General features: G+C 69.4%; 8 protein-coding genes. 6 read left to right on the forward strand and 2 right to left on the reverse strand.

What is annotated here, in order from left to right; all coding sequences use genetic code 11:
* The first annotated feature begins 116 nt into the window (after positions 1-116).
* From WME96_RS12030 to WME96_RS12050, 5 genes are all read left to right on the forward strand, one after another.
* A complete protein-coding gene (locus WME96_RS12030) occupies positions 117-1,538 on the forward strand; it encodes a cytochrome ubiquinol oxidase subunit I (RefSeq protein ID WP_437290286.1) in 1,422 nt (473 codons plus the stop codon).
* Positions 1,528-2,565, forward strand: coding sequence for a cytochrome d ubiquinol oxidase subunit II (locus WME96_RS12035; RefSeq protein WP_437290287.1), 1,038 nt, complete (start codon positions 1,528-1,530; stop codon positions 2,563-2,565). Before WME96_RS12030 ends, WME96_RS12035 begins: the two co-directional genes overlap by 11 nt.
* Positions 2,566-2,964: 399 nt before the next feature.
* A complete protein-coding gene (locus WME96_RS12040) occupies positions 2,965-4,830 on the forward strand; it encodes an IgGFc-binding protein (RefSeq protein WP_437290288.1) in 1,866 nt (621 codons plus the stop codon).
* Between the two features lie 160 nt (positions 4,831-4,990).
* Positions 4,991-6,712: an FG-GAP repeat domain-containing protein gene (locus WME96_RS12045; protein WP_437290289.1), complete on the forward strand. Its 1,722-nt coding sequence runs from the start codon at positions 4,991-4,993 to the stop codon at positions 6,710-6,712.
* A gap of 258 nt (positions 6,713-6,970) precedes the next feature.
* Entirely contained in the window at positions 6,971-8,701 is a 1,731-nt protein-coding gene (locus tag WME96_RS12050) for an OmpA family protein (protein WP_437292307.1), read from the forward strand.
* Between the two features lie 266 nt (positions 8,702-8,967).
* Here the strand turns inward: WME96_RS12050 and WME96_RS12055 are convergent, their stop codons facing one another.
* Both WME96_RS12055 and WME96_RS12060 read right to left on the reverse strand, forming a co-directional pair.
* Complete coding sequence (locus WME96_RS12055; protein WP_437290290.1) at positions 8,968-12,600, reverse strand: PHP domain-containing protein; 3,633 nt, start codon at positions 12,598-12,600, stop codon at positions 8,968-8,970.
* A gap of 11 nt (positions 12,601-12,611) precedes the next feature.
* A complete protein-coding gene (locus tag WME96_RS12060) occupies positions 12,612-13,961 on the reverse strand; it encodes a porin (protein WP_437290291.1) in 1,350 nt (449 codons plus the stop codon).
* Positions 13,962-14,174: 213 nt separating this feature from the next.
* Between WME96_RS12060 and WME96_RS12065 the strand changes: the two genes are divergently transcribed.
* Positions 14,175-15,836 (forward strand): hypothetical protein, encoded by a 1,662-nt coding sequence (locus WME96_RS12065; protein WP_437290292.1) that lies wholly within the window; start codon positions 14,175-14,177, stop codon positions 15,834-15,836.
* Positions 15,837-15,922 lie beyond the last annotated feature (86 nt).

Raw genomic sequence — 15,922 nt, forward strand, 5'->3', positions numbered from 1 at the left:
TATTTGTCCCCGGCGCGGTCGTCCCTATGGTGCCCGGGAGCGCGCGGGCCGCCCCCGCAGGAGAGCGGATCCGGTGCCGGTCGCGTTCGCTCTGGAAGGGAGCCGCACGGCGCCTCATGGACAGCCTCCTCTACGCCCGGGCCCAGATGGGCCTGTCGCTGGCATTTCACATGATCTTCGCCGCTGCCGGGGTGGCGCTGCCGCTGATCATGGTCATCGCGGACGCGCTCTGGCATCGGACGGGCGATCGCGACTACCTCGAGTTCTCGAAGCGCATGGCGAAGGGGACGGCGATCCTGTTCGCGGTCGGCGCCGTGTCGGGGACGGTGCTCTCGTTCGAGCTCGGCCTCCTCTGGCCGAGCTTCATGGGGACGTTCGGCGAGGTGGTCGGGCTCCCGTTCTCGCTCGAGGGCTTCGCGTTCTTCACCGAGGCGATCTTCCTCGGCATCTATCTCTACGGGCGCGGCAAGCTCCCGCCGAAGCTGCACCTGCTCTCCGGCGCGCTGGTGGCCCTGAGCGGCGCGCTCTCGGCGTTCTTCGTGATCCTGGTGAACGCCTGCATGAACGACCCGGCCGGCTTCTCGATGGCGTCTGGCCGCCCGGTGGACATCGACCCGATCGCGGCGATGTTCAGCCCGCCGTGGAAGCACGAGACCCTGCACGGCATCCTGGCGTGCTATCAGGCGACGGCGTTCGTGATGACGGGGATCCACGCGCTGGTGCTCCTGCGGCACCCTGGCAGCCCGCTGTTCCGGAAGGCGTTCGCGGTGACGCTCGCGATCGCCGGGGTGACGGCGCTGGCTCAGCCGTTCGTGGGCCATTACGCGGCGGTGCAGGTCGGGGCCGGGCAGCCGGCGAAGCTCGCGGCGATGGAGGCGCACTTCGAGACCTCGGCCCGGGCGCCGCTGCTCATCGGCGGCCTGCCCGACGTGGAGCGGGGTGAGGTCGACCACGCGATCGAGATCCCGGGCGGGCTGTCGATGCTCCTGCACGCCGATCCGGACGCGGTGGTGACGGGGCTCGACGCTGTTCCGCGCGACGAGTGGCCGCCGGTCACGGCGACGCACCTCTCGTTCCAGGTGATGGTCGCGGCGGGCTCGGCGATGGCGCTGCTCGCGCTGGTCGCGGCGGTGCTCGCGTGGCGCCGCCGGGGGATCCCGGATCAGCGCCCGTTCCTCTGGGCGGCGGTGCTGGCGAGCCCGCTCGGCATCGTGGCGATGGAGGCGGGCTGGCTGGTGACGGAGTTCGGTCGCCAGCCGTGGATCGTGCGGGGCGCGATGCGCACGCGCGACGCGGTGACCCCGTTCCCACACCTGGCGGCGCCTTTCTGGATGTTCACGGCGCTCTATGTCTTCCTGGGCGTCATGGTGACGTACCTGCTCGTGCGCCAGCTCCGCGCGGCGCCGCTCGGGGTGACGGGCGGCGGGGGCCCGCGCGCCGGCAGGGGAAGCGCGACGGGCGGCGGCGGGGAGCCCGGGGTGACGGCCGGCGGCGGCGCGCCGCGCGCGCTCGAGGGGGGCGCGGCCGATGCACGTTGAGTGGTTCCTCGGCGGGGTGATGGTGGCGGCGCTCGTCCTGTATGCGCTGTTCGGCGGGGCCGACTTCGGCGGCGGCGTCTGGGATCTGCTCGCCTCCGGCCCGCGGAAGCAGGAGCAGCGCGCGCTGATCGAGCGGGTCATGGGCCCGATCTGGGAGGCCAACCACGTGTGGCTGATCCTGGCCATCGTGCTGCTCTTCACGGCGTTTCCGCCGGCCTTCGCGGCGATCTCGATCGCGCTGCACGTCCCCCTCACGCTGTTCCTCGTGGGCGTCGTGTTCCGCGGCTCGGCGTTCAGCTTCCGCAGCTACGACTCGCGGGGTGACAGGCAGCAGAAGCGCTGGGGATTCGTCTTCTCGCTGGCGAGCGTGATCGCGCCGGTGCTGCTCGGCATGATCGTCGGCGCGGTGGCGTCGGGTCGGATCCGGGTGGCGTCCGGGGTGGTGACGAGCGGCTTCTTCGCCCCGTGGCTCTCGCTGTTTCCGTTCGTGGTCGGGCTGTTCGCGCTGGCGCTGTTCGCGTTCCTGGCGGCGGTCTACCTGACGAACGAGGCGACGGAGCCGGCGCTGGTCGACGATTTCCGTCGGCGCGCGCTCCTCTCGGGCTGCGTGGTCGCGGCGCTCGCGCTGGCGTCGTTCGCGGCCTCGTTCCGGGGCGCTCCGCTCATCCGAGAGGGCTTGACGGATCATCCGATCACGTGGCCGCTTCACGTCACGACGGGCCTCGCCGCGACGGCGGCGTTCTTCGCGCTGTGGACCCGCCGCTTCCGTCTGGCGCGCCTCGCGGCGGCGGCGCAGGTCACGCTGATCCTGCTGGGCTGGGCGGCCTCTCAGTACCCGTTCCTGGTCGTGCCCGACGTGACGCTCGCCGGGGCCGCGGCGAACCCGAGGACGCTGCGATTGCTGGTCTGGGTGCTCGGCGTCGGATTCGTGCTGCTGTTCCCATCGCTGTACGTCCTTTTCCGGATATTCGGGAGCGGCCGGGCGGGGGCTGCGCACGACGGCGATGAGGTTCATGAGCGGGAGTAGGGTCGAGGTGCGTGGAAGTCGCAATCGGTCGCAATCGGTCGTAACCGGTCGTAAGCGGCCGTAGCCGGGCGTAACGCGTGGCGGTCGGCCGCGAGCGGCCGCGAACGGTCCCAATCGGTCGCGACCGGTCGTGAGCGGGTCGCAACCGCCTGAACACCTCGCCCCACCCGCTGGAGAGGCGTGAGGTCGGCTCGCTCAGCAGGGCGCCTATCCGTCCGGGCGCTAGACGGTCGTGGCGCGGGGCTGGTCGCGCATTGCATTCCTGAAACCCGGAACCCCCTCTCATGAGGCCGGTGAAAAAACGCGAGCGCTTTCGCGGGCCTCCCCAGGGCGCGGGAACCGTGTTAGGCTCGCAGTCAAGAGTTTCAGGATGCTTGTGGGGGAAGGAGCCCTGTAGAGATGGCGAACATGGCTAGATACCGTCGACACGCGATAGTGAGTCTTCTTGCAGCGACAGCCGGTGTGACGGGCTCGTTCGCCGCCTGCTCGGATTCGTACTTCAACGAGCTAACCGGCAGCGGCACGGGCCCCGGCGCGACGAGCGGCGGCGGCGGCGGCCAGGGCGGCGGGGACACGGATAGCGCGGGGACCTTCGGGGAGGGGGGGCGGTGCGAGCCGACGTGCTCGAACGACCTGAAGAGGGTCATCAGCTGCAACGGAGTGACGCTGCAGACGTGCGGGCCGGAAGAGGGGTGCATCAACGCCGAGTGCGTGCCGGGCCCGTGCAACGCGGCGGAGGAGTCCAAGAGCTCGTATGGATGCGATTTCTGGGCGCTGAAGACGGTGCAGCGAACGCAGGCAGAGGGCGCATGCTTCGCGGCGTTCGTTGCGAATACATGGGAAAAGGAAGTGCACATCTCTGTCGAGCGAGATGGCACGGAGCTGCCCGTCGAGAACTTCGCCTTCATCCCGAGGGGGCAGGGGTCGAATGTCACCTACGATCCATATGTTGCGAGCGAAGGCCTTCGCGCCGGCGAGGTCGCTGTGTTGTTCCTGTCTCGCAGCAGGACGGGGGGGCTGATCAGGTGCCCGAAAGACCCTGCGGTGCCCGATGAGACGGGGATCCCCAAAAACGCCAATGCGGGCGAGTACACTGGGCGCGGTTCAGCGTTTCATATCACCACGGACTATCCTGTTGTCGCCTATCAGATTGTTCCGTACGGTGGTGGGTTGACGAGCTACACGTCCGCGACTTTGTTGCTGCCAACCAGTTCGTGGGACACGAACTACGTTGCGGTGAACGCGTATCCTGTCTCCGAGCTGACGCCAACCGGCCTGCCTGCTCTGGAGATCGTTGCGCGCGAGGATGACACCAATGTGACGATACTTCCCAATGCGGACATCGAAGGCGCTGGGCCGACCGATACCCCGATCGTCGCTCCGGCTACCAAGGGGGTGCCGATCACATATACTCTGAAGAAGGGAGAGTTTCTTCAGATCGCTCAGCCTGCGGAGCTCACGGGTAGCCCAATTCTGTCCGACAAACCGATTGGTGTGTTCGGTGCGTCGTCATGTATGAATGTTCCACTTGACGTTACCGATTGCGATTCTGCTCACCAGCAGATTGCGCCTGTGCGAGCCACCGGGAACGAGTATGTGGCTGTGCGGTATCAGGGCCGCACGGGTGGTGACGGGCAAGCTGGAAATGAGGAAGCTCCCCCGTGGCGCCTCGTGGGTATGGTCGATGACACCGAGTTGCATTGGGAACCCTCCAGACCCGATGGTGCTCCTGAGAAGCTGAAGCTCGGAGAGGTTCGCGAGTTCAGGGCGTCCGGCCCGTTCGTGGTGCGTAGCCAGGGTGGGCAGAATCCGTTCTACCTCGGTGGGTACATGACAGGAGGTGAGAACTATGCAGAGGAGGGCGACCCGGAGTGGGTCAATGTGATTCCGCCTTCGCAGTTCTTGAACTATTACGTCCTGTTTACGGATCCAACATACCCGCAGACGAGCCTGAACGTTGTGCGGACCCCATCCAAGCTCGACGGGAGCTTTGCTGATGTAACCTTGGATTGTCTGGGGACGCTTACCGGCTGGGAGCGGATTGGAGAGTACGAGTACACGCGGGTGCAGCTTGTGAGCGGGGACTTCGAGGGAAATGGGGACTGTGTCAACGGTCGTCACGTGATGTCAAGCGAGCTCCCCTTCGGCGTGACTGTCTGGGGGTGGGGGACGACCAACGTTACCCGGCTGGTGTCTTACGCCTATCCTGCAGGCGCTGGTTTTCAGCCGATCAACCAAGTCACGATTCCCCCTGAGCCGCGGTGAACCCACGCGTGCTGGACGTGTGCGGCTCTATCTCGCGGAGATAGAGCCGCATCTGGCATGGCACCTTGCCCCGTCTCTCTCCGCTCGACTCCGGAGATTCGTGGCGCATATTGGCTCCGTTGCTTGACATCGACATGTCAGACATGGTTTTGTCGATGCCATGGGAACTCGTCGATCGAAAGTGGTCTTCGGGGCTGACGTGGGATGGATCGCCATCATCTTTCTCACGGGGTGCAGCAAGATCCTTGGCCTCGATGAGTTCGTCGACACGCCCGGCGGTTCGGCGGCCGGCAGCAGCGGGGTAACGTCCGGCGGCAGCAGCGGGGTGACGTCGTCCGGAAATGGCGGCGGCTCAGGCGAGCCGCCGACAGTGCCCGTTCTGCGGCTCCCCAGGAACGATGCCTATCTGGGCGCTCAACGAAAGATCGGCTCGCTTCGACCCAGGTTTGTGTGGGAGGCGTCGACCTCGTCTTCCGGTGTGCCCATCGAGTACGAACTGCAGTACGGCGCCGATCAGGAGCTCACCAATGCAGTCTCGATAACTACCGAGCTTACCGAGTACCAGCCTGAAGAGGATCTGGCGATAGCACTGGTTCCACCCGTCGGACGGCGGTACTACTGGCGCGTACGCGCGTGTGCGCAGGACGCCTGCTCGGAGTATTCGCGGGTTCGGTGGGTCAACGTAGGCCGCACCAAGTGCGACTACAATGCTGATGGCTACGACGACGTTGCGATCAGTGCGTTCGGTCGCAGTCCCACCAGCGGCGCCGTCTACTTCTACTACGGGGTCTCCGGCGCACAATTTGATTTGGACGATGATGGAATTGTCTTCAGTCCTTCCGGGGCCAACGATGGCTTCGGGATATCTTTGTCGTGCGCCGGTGACGTCGACGGCGATGGCTATGCCGATGTGCTGGTTGGGGCGCCCTACAGGGACAATGCATTCGTGTACCGTGGCAGCAGCAGAGACCGATTTAATTCGGATTACATCAGGCTCGATGGAAATTCGGTAGAGGGTTTTCTCGGTCCGTATGTGTCTGCTGCTGGTGATGTCAATGGGGACGGATTTGCCGATGTCATCGTCGGAACGTCCGGCCGCTCCAGGTTGACCGCGTCTCTGTACCTAGGCGGCGCGGCAGAACTCGAGGGGCCGATCGAGCTCGATCTTGGCGAGCGCGTGGAGGACCTGGAGAATGCGGTCGCGCTCGTTTCATCGGCTGGCGACACCAACGGGGATGGTTTTTCCGATGTGTTGGTGCTGTTTCATACGATTGAACACGATGTCGTGCGCATCTATCATGGGAACCCGGGTCAGGGCTTCGATCCCACGCCGAAGGCGGACCTCGTGGATCCTTCCGGCGACTCCAGGTTCGTTAGTTCGTTCGGCTCCGCCGGCGATGTCAATGGTGATGGGTTCGATGACATCATCGTTGGCGCCATGCAGGACAATCGTGTGTATGTCTATCTCGGTGGACCCCAGGGGTTGGAGACGACGCCGAGCGTGACCCTGACAGGGAGCGACGCGTTTGGCGTGACGGTTGCGACGGTGGGTGATGTCAATGGCGACGGATTTGATGATGTCGCGGTTGCCGACCGATCTCCAAAGGTGCTTCTGTATCTGGGTGATGGCAAATCAAATGTGAGCGAGCCGGACGTTGCCATCTACAGAGATGCTATCGAAGACAGGACAGGGCAGCGTCTGGGGTCACCTGGAGATGTGAATGGGGACGGTTATTCGGATTTTGCGATCTCCATGGCGGAGGAGGATGTTGTATATCTCTATTTCGGGCGCCCTGTGGTGACAAGTCCTTTGACTGAGGACGTTTTGATTGCGCAACCCCCAGGTGATAGAGAGTTCGGCTTCGCTGTGGCGCATCGGTGATGTCGGGAGGTGCGCCGCGCTCGTCGCCACCTTGGACGGGTGACGGGGCAGCGGAGAGCCCGCTCGTACCCCTCGCTCGCCGACCCGGCACCCCGCCGCGCTCCTCCCCCCTGGCGCCCTCCTCGCACCTCCTGGCTCGACCCAGGAGACATCCTCCCCCGGCCCGAGTAGTCTCCCGCCCGGACGCCGGCCCGCATGCGGCGGAAAGCTCGCGTCAACCTCGTTTTTCGAGCGTTGCTTGGAGGACAGCTCACCGTGATGGATCGACGACACCTGCCGGGCCGGAAGCCGCGACGCCGGTCGCGCCTTCGCTGCGCGTTGACCGCAGCGGCCCTGGCCGCCCCGGCCCTCGCCGCGCTGGCGCCCTCCGCCGCGCACGCGCAGGACCGGACCTTCTACCTCGATCGCCTCAGGATGGCCGGCGCCCCCGACGACGGGTTCGGCGTCTGGCGCCCCCACATGGGGGAACGGACGCGCCTCTTCGGGCAGCTCGGGCTGGGCGTGTCGGTCCACCCGCTCCGCAACGACAACTACGTCGACAACCTCGCCATCGAGGAGCAGCTACAAGGCGACGGGCCCGTCACCTCGCAGCTCATCACCTACCTGAACGCGGGCGTGGAGATCCTCGGCCGCGGCTCCCTCCAGGTCTCGTTCCCCGTCATCCTCTTCCAGGACGGCAACCAGACGTACAACCGCGACCTCGGCCTCAACCAGAGCGTCGACCTCAAGACCGCCGCCCCCATGGACCTCCGGATCGACGCGCGCGTCGTCCCGCTGGAGCTCGACGAGCGCCGCTTCCGGCTCGGGCTCACCGGCGCGGTCTTCGTGCCCCTCGGCAACACGTACTCCTTCGCCGGCGACAGGACCGTGAGCAGCGCGTTCGGCCTCGGCGCCGAGTACGACTTCAAGGACTTCATCGTCACCCTCAACACCGGCGTCGCGATCCGGCCGCACGTGCAGCTCAACGAGCTCCACGTCGGCACCGAGCTCACGTACGGCGTCGGCGGCTACGTCCCGCTGCGCGACGACACGATCCGCGTCGGGGCCGAGGTCTTCGGGTCGTTCGGCCTCATCAAGGAGACGCGCGGCGAGCTCGATGCCTCGCCCATCGAGTGGCAGCTCAACAGCCGGATGTTCCTCACCAAGGACAAGGCGCTCTACGCCGGCGCCGGCGTCGGCACCCGGATGAGCGGCGGCTACGCCCCCGACTTCCGGGGCGTCGCCATCGTCGGCGGCTCGTTCAGCATCGAGGAGTCCGACACCCGCTCGCCCGGCTTCAACTTCGTGATCGAGCAGGAGAAGGACGCCGACGGCGACGGCTACCCCGACGTCATCGACCTCTGCCCGGAGGACCCGGAGGACGGCAAGCAGCCGAAGCCGAGCGACGGCTGCCCGGACATGCCCGATCGCGACGGCGACGGCATCCCCGACGTGGTCGACAAGTGCCCGGACGACCCCGAGGACAAGGACGGCATCGACGACCGCGACGGCTGCCCCGAGGAGGACGCGGACCAGGACGGCATCCCCGACGTGGTCGACAAGTGCCCGAAGGAGCCGGGGCAGGTCGTCGTCGACGACCCGGAGAAGAACGGCTGCCCGTACTACATCCGCAGGATCCAGGGCTCCGCCGAGATCGAGATCATGAAGCAGGTCGAGTTCGAGTTCGACAGCTCCAGGATCCTCCCGCAGAGCTATCCGATCCTCGACGAGGTCGTGCGGCTGCTCAAGGCGAACCCCGAGATCAAGCTGCTCAGCATCGAGGGGCACACCGACAACCAGGGCACGATCGACTACAACGATAGGCTCGCTCAGAACCGCGCCACCGCGGTCAGGATCTACATCATCAACAAGGGCGTTCAGTCGGAGCGGCTCACCTCCGCCGGCTTCGGCTCCCGCCGGCCGCTCGTGTCCAACGACACGCCGGAAGGCCGGCAGCGCAACCGGCGCGTCGAGTTCCACATCAAGTCGCAGGCGATCGAGGGCCGGTAAGCTCCGCCCGGAGCGGCTGGCCGGCTTGCCCCCGAAATACCGCCAGGTCTGCGTGCGTGTGGCTCGCCGCGCGCACGCAGACCCCCTCTCCGACGGCCGTCAGGCGCCGGTCTGGCCGCGCGCGTCGCGCGCGTGCGCTCCACGTGCGCGACGCCCGCTCCCTCCTCGCTCACCGCGACCGCCCCCGCGCCCTCCTCGCACGCCGCGGCCGCCCCCGCGCCCTCCTCGCGCGCCGCGACCGCCCCCGCGGCTCCGCGGCCCGACCCTCAGTCGTCGTGATGCCCGAGCGCCGGACGGCGGTGGTCGCACTTGCCGGGGATCGGGAAGCCGCAGACCTTCTCCTCGGTCAGGCAGTCCTGCTTCGCGGGGCACTGCTCCGGGTCGAGCACGTCCGGATCGCACGGGCGAGAGCAGAAGTCGGGCAGCGGCAGCGGCGCGTCGTAACGGCCGTTGCCGTCCACATCGATGTATATCGGGTTCGTGACCGCGTAGGGCGGGACGGGCGACCAGTCAGGCACCGTCGGTGTGGGCGCGAACAGGGCGTTGATCGCGGGGATCCTGCCGAACGCGTCGCTCGCCAGCCGGGAGAGCTGGATCTCCCCGAACGGGACCTCCAGGGAAACTGGGCTCATCAGATTCCTGTCCTCCAGCCCCATGGCGATGATCACCACCCAGGAGTCCCGGTCTGGCGCCGTGAACGTGACCTTGCCGCGAACGTCCACGAGCGCGCTCGGCGGCATGTCCGGCTCCAGCAGCCGGATCATTCTGCCGTTGAGGTAAAATTCCACCCGATCGACGCCGAACCAGCTCGCCGTCTGGACGTCGAAGAGGACCTCGAGCGGACTTCCCGCGCGCCCGGCCGCCACCTCGCCGTACGTCTTGCCGCCGATCGTCGCCCGGATGAACGGCCCGTACGTCGTGAAGGCGTGCGCGCCCCGCAGGCTCTCGACCGCGGCCGGCGTCTCGAGGGCGGCAGGGGAGTCGGTCGCGCTGCGGAAATAGGTCCGCGGGAAGCCCGGCTCCTTCGAGCTGTCGTGGCCGTCGCTGCTCGCGATCTGCGCCGGGACGAAGCCCCGCTCGAGGTAGCGGAAGTAGTCGTCCACCTGGCCCGCCCGGTACGTACACGGCTCGTCGCGCGCCTCCGGGTCGACCGCCTTGTCGCCGAGCGCGGCGGGCCCGCAGAGCTCCTGGCTGTCCGGGGTCGTCCCGGCGAAGCCCCAGTTCTTCTCCTGCTCGTCCGGCGTCCGCGCGAGGACGCGCTTCATGAGCGCCCACGCGAGCTCGGTGCGCGCGCGACGCCTGCAGTCCGCGATCGCGATCGGCCCCGGCGCGGCGCCGGCGTCGCCGCCCGGCGCAGGCGTCTCCGCGCAGGGCGCGCGCAGCCAGCCCTGCACCTCGGGGCACGCCGCCTCGATCTCGGCGGCGCTCCCGGCGGCGTTCAGCCGCGCGAGGCAGCGGTTCCAGTCGACGACCTCGGCCAGGCTGGGCGTGCGCACCAGATCGAACCGCTTGCCGTTGATGAGCTCCATCGCGTCGAACTCGCAGCTCGCGGTCCGGAAGACGGGGTTGTTCTCCTCGAGGAACGTCGGCGTCCGATCCATCGTGTACGTGTCGACGCCGAGCTGCTCGACGTAGCCGAAGAACCCGTCGCGCGGGTGGGCGACGATCGTCAGCGGCTCGACGGTGCCGTCGCCCGAGGCGCGGATCGCGTCGAGGATCGTCCCGCCGGGCTCGCAGGTCCAGTCGTGCGCGCCGTGGCTCGGCACGTCGAGCTCGTCGTACCGGAGCGGGAAGCCGATGAAATGCCCCTGCTCCAGCGTCGTGATCTCCGCCCCGACCGCCGTCGCGAGGTGGGGCGCGAGCCCGAGCGCGCGCACGATCGGGTGGTAATCGGTCTCGACGTCGTGATCGGTCGACACCGCGAGCTCCACGCCCTCCGCCGCGATCGTGGCGACCCGCCGCGGCAGCGGCATGCCGCTGTCGAAGCTCGGCCTGGAGTGGAGGTGCATGTCGGCCGACATCCACCCGGCCGTGTCGACCTCGCGCACCAGCGTCGCGTCGAGCTGGACCGCGCGGCCCGGCGCGAGCGTCACGTCGCGCTCCACGTGGATGCCGTACTCGATGCCCCGCGACACGGTGATCTGGTATCGCCCCGGCTCGATCTCCACCTCTCCCTCGCCGGTGGCCGTGACCTCGATGGCGCGGTTGCCGTTCCCGAGCCGCCCGTCGCCGAGGTACACCCTGCGCCGGCCGTCCCCCGGGAGCCTCCGCCCCGCCGCGTCGAGCGAGGCGAACGCGATCTTGGCCGGTATCCGCTGGCCGTTCCCGTCGGCGACGCGGTAGCGCACCGTCGCCGGCGCGGGCAGGCGCGGCGAGACCGCGACGTGCTCCCCGGCCCGGAGGCTCACCCGGACGGGCGCCGAGGTCGCCGTCCCCGCCGCGTTCCGCGCCACGAGCACGTAGCTGCCGGGCGGCAGGGCGCCGCGGAAATCGCCGTCCTCGGACGGGTCGAGCCCCACGTCCGCGTCGATCTCGTTGACGAGGCCGACGTCGCCGCGCGCCTCCCGGTTCGCCGCCACGAGCTCGTCCAGCGAGCCGAAGGGCCGCGACGGATCGGGATCGGAGAAGACGAACACCCGCGCGTTCGGCGCGGCCTCCAGCGTGCTCTCCCACAGCACGTGGCCGCTGACCGTGCCTGTCGCCGTCCCCCGCAGCGCGTGCATCACGTCGGTCACGCTCGCGATGTCGCCGTCGCCCACGGCCAGGTAGCGCTCGTAGCTGAACGCGCGATGGACGTCGCACGCCGCGTCGTCCTCCTCGCCGAACAGGCACGATCGGCTGGCGGACACGAACGCCGTGGCCGCGCTGGCGAAGAGGGGCACGTTCACCACCGAGGGCGCCGCGCCCTCCTCCGCCTTCGTGAAGTAGCCGTAGCTCACGTCCCCGCCGGCCGCGGCCACGAAATCGAAGGTGAGCGGCTCCTGAAACGAGTTCCGCCCCGCGTTCCAGGCGTCCTGGACCGCCGTGTCCTCGTCGAAGCCCGCCCCGGGCGCGAAGACGTCGTTCTGATTGCCGAAGAACACGAAGTCTCCGGCGACGATGCCGGCGCGGCGCGACGGCGCCTCTTGCGCCTCGTCCGGCGGATCCCCGAGGATGCCGCCGAACACGGAGACAGGGGCGGTGGCGTTGTCCAGCGGGAGGACATCGCTGCACGCGCAGGTCGGGCATCCGCCCGGGTCCTGCTGGTACCCGCTCGGGCACGCCTCGCAGCCCTGCTGCGGCGCGCAGCCGGGCGGCGGCTTGTCGTCGAGCAGGAGCGTGGTGCGCACCGTCACGAACCGATCGCCCGGGCGAAGGAGGTAGTCTGTCCGGAAGCGGATCCTGGATCGCACGTTGGGAAAGAAGAGGCCGAGCAGGTCTTCCTGGGCCCGGAGCAGGCCTATCGCCTCGAACAGGAACTCGCCGTCTCCCTCGACGCGGATCCCGGCCTCCGCGCCGTCGGACCCGTCCGCGAGCACCGAGACGTCGGTCGCCGTCGGGTCGGGCACGATCAGGTTGGCGAGCGGGAACATCTCCGCGAACCGGTCTCGCCCCTGTCCGCCCTCCTCACCGATCCGGCCGCGCCGCCTGTCGGCGTCGACGATGGCGCCGCCGAAGATCCCGGGGCCCGGCGAGTCCCGCCCGCCCAGGATCGCCACGCGGATCTGGTCGTTCTCGAGCAGGAAGTCGCCGACGTCCGCCATCGCCACCGGGCCGCCGACGAGCTCGGCGCGGTGCTCGATCTGCTTGGCGCGGAGCAGCCGTTGTTCTCCGCAGCTCGGGAGCGCGGGCGCGGCGAGCGCGGCGGCGGCGAGCGGGAGGAGGGCGACCCTCGTGAACCAGCGGTGTGTTCGCCGCACAGCGATCTCCCCTACAGCGAGAGCTGGAGTTGCAGGATCAGGGCGTCGTTCGAGAGCGAGAGCCCGCCGAGCTCTTCACGGTGCGTGTAATCGAGCTGAGCCTTCACCAGATCATCATAGGCGTGGTAGCTCACGCCGCCCGTGAGCACGACGTTATCCCCCTCGTCCTCGACATCGACATTGGGGTCGATCCACTCCACCCGACCCGAGACGCCGAGCTTCCGGGCGACGATCATGTAGCCTGCCTCGAGCACGAGCGCGAGCGACGTGACCGACGTGACCTGCGCGATCGGCTGGGTGGGCACCGATTTGGGGCTCGCGCCGGTCCAGAGCACCTCGCCGAGCGCGTGCCGCCCCGAGGCGTGCAGCAGCACGTCGGCGCTCGCGCCGTAGAGCGTGCGCGCCCCGCCGTCGCTGAAGAAGCCGTCGGCGCCCGCCCCGATCCGGAAGGGCGAGTGCGCGACGTCCTGGATCGTGCGGCCGAGCGGGCCCTGCGGCTCGGTGGCGATCCTGCCGGCGACCGCGATCCCCTCGAAGCGGTTGCCGAGGGGGGCGACGCTCTCGGAATGGCCCGTGTAGAACTGATCGGAGCGCTGGAAGGCGTTGTAGACGCCCGCGTGGTAGCTGAAGGCGCGGTCATGGAAGTGCCCCTCGGCCTGGATCCCGACCTGCGTGAACGGGGCGATCGCGCGCACGGCGAGGGGCCGCTCCGTGAGGGACCCGTCGCCGGCGCCGGCCATCGCGGAGCGCGAGAAGGGGACGGTCCGCGCGCCCGCATAGACCTCCAGCGCGGGCATCGCCGTGACGCCGCCCCACGCCTCGTGGATGCGCGCTGTCCCCTCGTCGCCCCCGGCGAGATCCGTCGAGATCGCGAACCGGACGAGCCCCGCGACGTCGCCGTACAGCCCGGCGCGGACGCGGCGCAGCCGGAAGCCGGGCTGCTCCGCGCTGTCTCCCGCCTGGCTCAGCGCGTCGTCGCCCACGTACGGCGCGGCCTGCAGCGCGATCAGCGCGATCGGCGTGACCTCCAGCGGGCCGAGCGCGAGCCGCACCCGCTCCCGGAATCCCGGCCCGAGGGGCTCGTCGCGCGCGGCCCCCGGCGCGGCCGGCGCCGGTGGCACCGCCGCCGCGGCCCGCGCCGGCCTCTCCCGCGGCGGTCGCGGGCGCTCCGGGGCCTCCGGGCGCGCGGCGGGCTCCGGCGCGCTCTCCGGCTCGCCGGTCGACTCGACGGCTCCGCCCTGCGCGTCGGCCGGCATCGCGCCGGCGGGCTCGTCGGCCGCGGGCTCGGGCTCCTGCGCGCGCGGCGTGGAGAGGGCGAGCAGGACGGCGGCGCCGCCTGCGACGCCAGCAAGGTGCCTCATGGATTCAGGTCTCCTGGAGGGCTGCGCGGAGCGCCCCGCGCCGCTCCGGATGGCCAGTGGGGTGTCATCTCGTGCCGTGTCCGCCCGACGAGGTGCCGCTGAAACTAGAGGAAGACGCGCGGCGCTGCAATCGGCGCGGCGTCCTGTGGTAAGGCTCGCAGCGCCTCGATCGGCCCACCCGCAGCGCGGAGGGCAGGGAGGGCCACCCTTCTGATGCGAACGCCCGAATCGAGCCCGCCCGACAGCGATCTCCCGCCCGCGACTGCCGAGCTCGCCCACGACGCGCCGGGCCGCCCCGCCGGCGGGGACTCCCTCGCCGGGGCGAAGGGGCCACGACGATGGCCGGGCGACAGGGCGTTTGTCGCGACCTTCGCGCTCCTCGCCGTGGCGGCCATCGTGCCGATATGGCGCGTGCGGTTCCTGCCCCTGCTCGACCTGCCGAACCACCTCGCGGCCGTCCACATCTGGCACAACTTCGACGCGCCGTGGACTCGATTCCGCGACTTCTACGAGCTCAGCCTGCGCCCGGCCCCGTACGGCGCCTATCACATCCTGACGCACGTCATCGCCCACGTGGTCAGTCTGGAGAACGCGAATCGACTCGTGCTCTCCGGCTATGTGCTCGGCATCCCCGCGGCGGCGCTCGTCTGGGCGCGCCGGACGCGGCGCAGCCCGTGGCTCTCGGTCCTCACGTTCCCGCTCGCCTTCAGCCTCTCCTGGGCGTGCGGCTTCCTGCCGTTCCTCGTCGGCATTGCCCTGCTGCTCGCCGGCGTCGTCGCGCTCGACGCCCACCTCGATCGGCCGAGCCTCGGCCGCGCCGCCGCGGTGGCGCTGCTCAGCGTCGGCTGCGGCCTCAGCCATCCGCTCATCCTCTTTGGCTATTACGTCTGCGTCGCCGTGCTGATGCTCTGCCACCTGCCCCGGTGGTCGCGGATCGCCCGCGCGCTCCCGCTCTTCGCGCCCGCTGTCGCGCTCCTCCTCTGGCAGCTCGTCGCCTTCAAGAGCCCCATGGTCGACCTGCGGAGCGGCCCGCGCTTCCAGGGCGCCTGGGTGCCCTGGCACGAGATGATCAGGTCGTTCCCCGCGTACACGCTCGACTCGGTCTCGGGCGATCTCGACACCCGGCTCTTCTGGGTGCTGCTCGCCACGGCGTCGCTGCTCGCCCTCCGGAGCGCCGCCGTGCGCTTCTTCCCGCGCCGGGGCGCGGAGCGTCCTCCGCCTCCCGGCTCGCTGTTCGACCGGCTGCATCGCCATCGCTCCCTCGCCCTGTGCGCGGCGATGGTGGCCTGTTATTTTCTCGTGCCGCTGCACCTCGCCCGCCCGTTCGACTGGTGGTTCGTGAGCGGGCGCTTCTCGCCGCTCATCTGCTTCTTCGGCTTCCTCGCCATCCCGGCGCCGCTCCGGGGCCTCTCTCGCCTGCTGATGGCGCCCGCGGCGGTGGCGGCGCTGGTGCTGCCGCTGCACCTCTCGGAGAAATACGCGAGCTTCGACGAGCGGCTCGAGCCGTTCGCGCGCATGGTGGAGCGGATCCCGCCCGGCGCCGAGGTGCTCTTCGTGTCGCTGCCGCCGCGCACCGATGAGGCCCTGATCATCGAGGGCACGAACCACTTCTCCTCGTGGGTGCAGATCATGCGCGGGGGCTTCAGCGCGGACGGCTGGCACAACGTGGGTTTCCCCTTCACGTTGAAGCGCCGTCTCCCCGCCCCGCCGTCGAACCGCGGTGAGTGGTTCAACCCGGATGTCCACGGCGTCGCCTACGACTACGTGATCCTCCGGAACGAGCGGCCGGACAGGTCGGTGTTCGCCGCGGCGCGCACCCCCTTTCGCCGCGTCGCTCGCGAGGGCGCCTTCACGCTGTACGAGCGCGCGCGCTGATCGCCGGTCCCGGTCGCACCTCCGCCCCGGCCGCCTCGGCGCGGCTCGTTGCGCCGCGCGGCGCGCGCGTCACGGCGTGGCCGCGG

The sequence above is a fragment of the Sorangium sp. So ce406 genome (genome assembly GCF_051474675.1).
Classification (GTDB): Bacteria; Myxococcota_A; Polyangia; order Polyangiales; family Polyangiaceae; genus Sorangium; species Sorangium cellulosum_G.

Bases quoted from the DNA above. Each gene is read 5' to 3' on its own strand.
- WME96_RS12040 (WP_437290288.1), top strand. From the start codon at position 2,965: ATGGCGAACATGGCTAGATACCGTCGACACGCGATAGTGAGTCTTCTT.
- WME96_RS12035 (WP_437290287.1), top strand. From the start codon at position 1,528: ATGCACGTTGAGTGGTTCCTCGGCGGGGTGATGGTGGCGGCGCTCGTC.
- WME96_RS12045 (WP_437290289.1), top strand. From the start codon at position 4,991: ATGGGAACTCGTCGATCGAAAGTGGTCTTCGGGGCTGACGTGGGATGG.
- WME96_RS12030 (WP_437290286.1), top strand. From the start codon at position 117: ATGGACAGCCTCCTCTACGCCCGGGCCCAGATGGGCCTGTCGCTGGCA.
- WME96_RS12050 (WP_437292307.1), top strand. From the start codon at position 6,971: ATGGATCGACGACACCTGCCGGGCCGGAAGCCGCGACGCCGGTCGCGC.
- WME96_RS12065 (WP_437290292.1), top strand. From the start codon at position 14,175: ATGCGAACGCCCGAATCGAGCCCGCCCGACAGCGATCTCCCGCCCGCG.
- WME96_RS12060 (WP_437290291.1), bottom strand. From the start codon at position 13,961: ATGAGGCACCTTGCTGGCGTCGCAGGCGGCGCCGCCGTCCTGCTCGCC.